Source organism: Acinetobacter sp. YH01020 (assembly GCF_013420275.1).
Classification (GTDB): domain Bacteria; phylum Pseudomonadota; class Gammaproteobacteria; order Pseudomonadales; family Moraxellaceae; genus Acinetobacter; species Acinetobacter amyesii.
The window spans coordinates 26,293-32,792 of sequence record NZ_VOYN01000039.1; the positions used below are offsets into that span (position 1 = coordinate 26,293).

At 39.8% G+C, this 6,500-nt stretch carries 5 protein-coding genes; 4 read left to right on the plus strand and 1 reads right to left on the minus strand.

The window, feature by feature from the left end; genetic code table 11:
• Positions 1-12: 12 nt before the first annotated feature.
• Positions 13-2,082, plus strand: coding sequence for a TonB-dependent copper receptor (locus tag FTT85_RS13615; protein ID WP_180039744.1), 2,070 nt, complete (start codon positions 13-15; stop codon positions 2,080-2,082).
• A gap of 47 nt (positions 2,083-2,129) precedes the next feature.
• On the opposite strand, the gene FTT85_RS13620 is transcribed toward FTT85_RS13615, so the two are convergent.
• Positions 2,130-3,335, minus strand: coding sequence for an oxygenase MpaB family protein (locus tag FTT85_RS13620; protein WP_180183772.1), 1,206 nt, complete (start codon positions 3,333-3,335; stop codon positions 2,130-2,132).
• Positions 3,336-3,430: 95 nt separating this feature from the next.
• Between FTT85_RS13620 and FTT85_RS13625 the strand changes: the two genes are divergently transcribed.
• The 3 genes from FTT85_RS13625 to FTT85_RS13635 all read left to right on the plus strand — a co-directional run bounded on the left by FTT85_RS13625 (position 3,431) and on the right by FTT85_RS13635 (position 6,039).
• Positions 3,431-4,027 (plus strand): TetR/AcrR family transcriptional regulator, encoded by a 597-nt coding sequence (locus tag FTT85_RS13625; protein WP_180183773.1) that lies wholly within the window; start codon positions 3,431-3,433, stop codon positions 4,025-4,027.
• Positions 4,028-4,138: 111 nt separating this feature from the next.
• Entirely contained in the window at positions 4,139-4,780 is a 642-nt protein-coding gene (locus tag FTT85_RS13630; protein WP_180183774.1) for an ABC transporter ATP-binding protein, read from the plus strand.
• Entirely contained in the window at positions 4,777-6,039 is a 1,263-nt protein-coding gene (locus FTT85_RS13635; protein ID WP_180183775.1) for a hypothetical protein, read from the plus strand. The genes FTT85_RS13630 and FTT85_RS13635 overlap by 4 nt, the downstream gene beginning before the upstream one ends.
• Positions 6,040-6,500 lie beyond the last annotated feature (461 nt).

The window sequence follows — 6,500 nt, forward strand, 5'->3', positions numbered from 1 at the left end:
TGTGAGATAAACATGGCTCAGCCTAAATTTTTTCTACAGCCTCTTGCGGCTGCAATTTGTGTTGCCTGCTATTCAACTACGGTGATGGCTGACGAGATGTCAGTAGAGATGACGGAAACCAATGCCGTTCAGACTTTGGCACCGATTGTGGTGACGTCACATCAGGGGAATGATGCCAATGGCCTGATTGTTCGTGCCAACCCCAAACAGCCGATTCAACCGATACCTGCCAGTGATGGGGCCGATTATTTAAAAAGCATTGTGGGGTTTAGTGCCATTAAAAATGGGGGAACCAATGCAGATCCAACCTTCCGTGGCATGTTTGGTTCACGCATTAAAATTTTGACCGATGGCACAGAAAATCTCGGGGCGTGTCCAAGTCGTATGGATGCACCAACGTCTTATATTTCCCCTGAAAGTTATGACCGAATTTCAGTGATTAAAGGCCCTCAAACGGTTCAATATGCCAATACAGGTTCTGCTGCAACAGTCTTGTTTGAACGAAAACCTGAACAATTCGATGCTGATAAAAACTACCGTGGTCAAGCCAGTGTGATGATCGGTTCTTATGGTCGTTTAGATCACAATGTCGAAGCGGCAGTCGGTGATGAGAAAAAATATGTCCGTTTGAATGCCAGTCGTTCTGTTGCGGATAGCTACCAAGACGGAGATGGTAATACTGTGCCGTCAGACTGGGAGCGGTGGAATACAGATTTGGCTCTTGGTTGGACGCCAAACGAAGATACATGGGTAGAACTTACTGGAGGTAAAGCCGATGGTGAGGCGGTATACGCAGGCCGTTCAATGGATGGTTCGCAATTTGCCCGTGAAAGCTTAGGCCTTCGTGTCGAGAAAAAGAATGTCACGGAGGTGATTAAAAAAATCGAAGCACAGGTCAACTATAGTTTTAATGATCATGTCATGGATAACTTCAGCTTACGTGAGTTTCAACCAAGTGGCATGATGAATATGCCAATGGCATCGAATGTTGCTCGCAGAACATTAAATGCACGTATGGCTATGACACATGAATGGGATAAGATTGACTTTGTCACAGGCATTGACACACAGAACAATGAACATAGCATTCGCAAAGGGATGCGCAATAGCTATAAAGACAAAGCACGTGAACCCGATATGAAGTTTCAGTCATATGGTGGTTTTGGAGAAGTCAGTTATCAATTGAGTGACAACAATAAGTTGGTTTCGGGACTTCGTCTCGATCAAGTGCAAGTGAAAGATGAGCGCGCCGCTTCGAAAGCGAGTGGCTATAACACGGAGCTGAATGAAACATTACCAAGTGCTTTTATTCGTTTTGAAAATAAGCACCCTGAACATGACAATGGTAAAACCTATATCGGTCTAGGCTATGTAGAGCGCATGCCAGATTATTGGGAATTATTCAGCCCAAAATCAGGAAATGGTCATAACAATACATTCAATCATATTGATACAGAAAAAACGCTTCAGTTAGATATGGGTTATCAACATGAACATAGCGCTTTGAATTCCTGGGTATCGGCTTATGCAGGTTTAGTGAGAGATTATATTTTAACAAGTTATAAGTCTGGATCAGGAATGATGAAGGGTATGGAAGCACATAGCCGAAATGTGGATGCCACCATTGCGGGAGCTGAAGCAGGGATTGGCTATCAATTTAGCGATCATATTCAAGCCGATGTCAGCGCAATGTATGCGTGGGGTAAAAACACCACAGATGGCAAGCCGTTACCGCAAATCTCACCTTTAGAAGCACGTATCAACTTACGTTATATCCAAGATAATTATACTTTGGGAGCGTTTTGGCGTGTGGTTGATGGGCAAAATCGTATCAGTGCGTACCAAGGCAATATCGTGGGTTATGACCTGAAAGAAAGTGCAGGTTTTGGCACACTGTCTTTAAATGGTACTTATCATATTGATGAGGGTGTAGATGTATCTGTGGGTGTAGATAATCTCCTGAATAAAACCTATACCGAACATCTAAATAAACTGGGTGATGCAGGGACAGGTTTAGCGACCGATCAACAGTTTAATAATATTGGTCGCAATTATTGGGCACGTATTTCGATGAAATTCTAAATCTTGATATTTGTTATCCAAAAAGCAGAGCGATCGCTCTGCTTTTTTTATTGGTGCATACTGGCCAGTTGTTTGGCCTTACTTTGATACAGTGCTAAACCGAGTTTTTGAATCGCACGGCCTTTTTGCTGTAATTTTTGACTTAAACTTGGGACATGCTTAGCGCCTGAATACAGGACAAGATTTCTAGCCAATAAATAATAGGCAAACCATGCGGCGGACTGTGGTTTGAGCCCTAATTTATGCATGCGTTTTTTGCCAATAAAAAATTGTGTCAGCTCCAGATGTTGTCGATAAGCCAGTTTTTGCTGAAGTGCTCGGAGGTATTTGTACTGTCGTTCAAAAGGTTCTTTAGAGAGACTGGCGCCGAGAGCCATACTGCTTGCATCAGATTGAGGATGTACAAATTGCATCCAATACAACAGTTTCCAACCATCAGATTCTTTTTCAATTAACCATTTGTCATCAATACCCATCAACCAACCCACATAACGCCAAAAGTGCAAAAAGCTTTCAGTCTCTTGTTTTGATGGAAAAATCCCTAAAGCGCGAATGCCCAAAAGTACCACACTGCTAAAGGCAAGATTGGTCATCGCCAAGTCAAATTGATTCATCGGCACCCCCCACGTTGCAAAATCCCAGTCTTTACCTTTTTGGAGTTGATGCCGTACCACAGCATGAATAAAACGCACATAAATCGTCGATGTAAATCCCGCATACAAACGTTCGAGTCCGCGTTCTTCAGTGATATCTACCCACCATTTTGTGGTTTCAGCCAGACGTGTACCTGCTTGTTTATTTAAAGCACCGGTCAGCATGAGCGGCTGATTGAAACCGGGGAAGAGATAACCCACCATGAGTGAAAGATCTCGCAATATAAAGCCATTGTTAATCCCTAGGCGATGGGTGAATTCAAGGGCTTGCTGTATTTTTTCTGGCTCTAACCAAGGCGGTGTTTGTTCAACATGCTTAAAAAAATGCTCGAGCTCAGGAATAGGAAAGGGGAGCTGCTCGACACCTTTAAATAAGGCGATTTCAAAATATTCACGATGCTGTTTAGGGTTCTGCATCATCCACGTGAGCACTTTTTCCATCTGTGGATCACCACATTGCAAGGCTTTATTGAGGGCAAGATATTGAGCGTAATTTGGCTGTGCAGCCTGACCCGTCAAATGAGACAACAGAAAACTCAGTAGATTAGATTGCTGCGTGGCCTGAAATGAAGTCAGTCGGGTATTGAAGTGAGTGGTCATGTTTTGATCTTCAATGTTATTGTTGCATACCACACTAATATGAATATTTATTCGCATTCAATTCGCATAACACTATCGCATTGGAGAGCAATAGAATGAGAAAAAGGCCACAACAACAACGCGCGAAAATGATCGTGGAAAGCATTTTGCAAGCTGCGCAGTTGTGTATTGCAGAACAAGGCTTACTGGAGTTGACGACGCCCAAAATTGCGGAAAAATCTGGGGTGAGCGTTGGGTCGATTTATCAATATTTTGAAAATAAAGAGCAAATCGTAGAAGAGTTACTGCTCAGAAAATCAGAACAATTGGGGGTAGCACTAAAAAATATAGTCGTGGAGCAAGAGCAGCACAGTATTTATGAGGTGATCCCTCTTTGTATTCAGTTTGGCTTTGATATGTTGAAAGCTGATCGTGGCTTCTTCATTGAGATCTTAAAACATTGGCATCAATACAGTCATTCAGATGCCTCTCAGGTTTTGGAAAAGCATTTTTTTGAAGTAGGGATGTATTTATTTAATCGCTACTATTCACATTGGAACTTTGAAACGCTGAAACATCGCTCTTTTGTGATCATTAATAGTACCTTATTTACCATGATGCGCTATGTGAGCAATAATAGTTTTTTAATTACAGAACAACAGCTTAAAGTGGAATTGTCAAAGATGATTTTGGCGTATTTAGATAGTGAATAACACTTAAAAAAATAAATTTGTCGATTAAATAATCTATTTAATTCAGATCCAAGATATGTGAAGATAGATTAATAATAAATCAATAACTTAAGATAATAAATCAGGAACATCATGATGGTTTCTTTGAGCTTGCAGCAACTGTCCAAATCTTTTGCGGGAAAATGTATATTTTCAAATTTAAATTTAGAGTTAAGCGAATTCGGAATTGTCGCTGTTGTTGCTGAGAATGGAGTAGGGAAGTCCACCTTACTTGCGATGATTGCTGGGATGTTGGATTTTGATGCAGGCAATATTTTGATTAATGATCAACAATATGCCCCTAACAACAATGAATACAAGAAACTTGTGGCCTATGTGCCAGATAAAAGCCCTATTTATGATTTTTTACAAGGGCAGGAGTTTCTGAATTTAATGTGTGATATTCGAGGGATAGCACATGAGCAGTATCAAATCTTCATTGAAAAATTTAAATTAGAACACTATTTAGCCACGCCGTTTGCTGACATGTCTTTTGGCACAACCAAAAAGTTTTTATTGGTTGCAGCCTTAATGACTTCGGCACCCTTACTGATTTTAGATGAACCGAGCAATGGCTTAGATCAAAACGCCTTGGCTGAATTAACAAGCATACTTTTACAGCAGAGCCAATCGAAATTGATTCTATTGTCTTGCCATGATCCTGTATTTAGAGACAGTCTTGCAGCAAAAATCATCGAGCTAGATCGGTTAAAGTCCAATGAGCAGGCGGCATGAATAAACAAAGACCTGTTGGGCAGCGAACAATTATAAAAACGCTTTTGAAATACCGATGGACATTTTATGTCAAAACCACAGCAGACGCAGTTGCACGGCAAAAGCATTTACTTATTTTGGTCGCATTAATTCTCGGGCCAATGCTATTCGGACTGCTCTTATCTTTAGTACAGCCCATTATTGATTTGGTTTATTGCAAATCATTAATCACGAATCTGTTTCTTTGGACAGGCTTTCTTGCCTTAAATGTATTTTGGTGTGCGATACAGCGTAAAGCTTTGAGTGGTGGGGAAGGGTATCACTATCTAGCGCTATTGCCCATCACGGTCAAAAGTCGCTTTGCAGTGGAAATCAAATTGTTAGGCAGTTTAAGCTTTTTGATGTTATTGCCATTTGTTTTGGCGCTTCTATATGTTTGGGTTGAGTATGAACTTTTAGCTTCCATTGGCATCAGTGTATTGATGCTACTTTGGATCTTTAATTTATTAATTATACAAATGCTGTTTTTACAACAGAATCAATATTGGGTTTTAGTCTGTCTTTTGACATATTTGCCCATTTTGAGCCTAGCGATATTGGACGCTCAACTCATTGCAGTATTGTTAACTACTTTCATCTGTATAGCGGCAATAAAATTCTGGCTGATCGGTAGGAAATCAAAACCAATTAAGCTGCAAGTACCTAGGGTATTTCTGATACAGAAATATAGTCCCCTCTGGCTCAATCAAAATAAATTAATTATTCGTCAGGCATTTCATAAAAGATTTCTTACCCATCGTATTGTCAGTATCGGTATATCAGTTACAGCGGTCGTAATTTTGTATTGGTTCGCCACACAGGTGGATACTTGGAACATCATGAGCCTTGATTTCACTGCTTCACAATTATTCCAATTGATGTGTGCCATCTATATTGCACTGAGTTTATTCAATCTAGGCGTGATCAAAATGGACTTAAAATCAAATTTTGAATCTGCAGAACGCTTCTGGATCATTCAAGGGTTCACACTTTGGCAGCTCAGGAAATACGAATACTGTGTTTTATTGATAATTGGCTTGGTGATGAGTGTGCCAGTATTGCTGTGGCTACTGCTGAAAGGTGGATTCGTTGATGTGCTATTAATGGTGACATTATTTGGTATCGTCATTCCATTTATTCAGTGGTTGTATAGAAAGCCTGAAGAAGTGCACGGTGTTATGCCAGTTTTAATGTTTATCTTATGGGTGCCTGTGGCGTATTGCATGCTTTCTGTACGCTAAAAACACTTTTTTAAGTAAAAAACACTGATTTAGTAGAATAAATAAACAAACGTAATGAAAAACTAAAAATAAATGGAAAAGGGTGTTGCAACGGATGTGAAATGCTGTAGAATGCACATCCATCGGCGGTGATGAAGATTAAAACTTCTGATAAAACAATGACTTGGTTAAATTGATTGAGTTGGGTTTTATTTGGTAAGTTTAAAAATAATTTGAATTACCGGTTGACTCTTTAGAAATAAAGAGTAATATAGCCGACCTAGCTTGCTGGTGACGAACCAACAAGAAGATCATTAAGAGATTATGAAGAACAACTTGTGTGGATTTTTACTGATTGATTGATCGAAATTATTTTCATTGATTGATGGTAGAAATTACTCGAAGTTTATTTGAGCAAATTTTTGTCAGTAATTGATGAGCCAAGATTGGTACACTATATGTACTATTGATTTTAAACTGAA

Excerpts from the sequence above, each read along its gene's own strand:
- FTT85_RS13615 (WP_180039744.1), top strand. The coding sequence starts at position 13 with ATGGCTCAGCCTAAATTTTTTCTACAGCCTCTTGCGGCTGCAATTTGT.
- FTT85_RS13620 (WP_180183772.1), bottom strand. The coding sequence starts at position 3,335 with ATGACCACTCACTTCAATACCCGACTGACTTCATTTCAGGCCACGCAG.
- FTT85_RS13625 (WP_180183773.1), top strand. The coding sequence starts at position 3,431 with ATGAGAAAAAGGCCACAACAACAACGCGCGAAAATGATCGTGGAAAGC.
- FTT85_RS13630 (WP_180183774.1), top strand. The coding sequence starts at position 4,139 with ATGATGGTTTCTTTGAGCTTGCAGCAACTGTCCAAATCTTTTGCGGGA.
- FTT85_RS13635 (WP_180183775.1), top strand. The coding sequence starts at position 4,777 with ATGAATAAACAAAGACCTGTTGGGCAGCGAACAATTATAAAAACGCTT.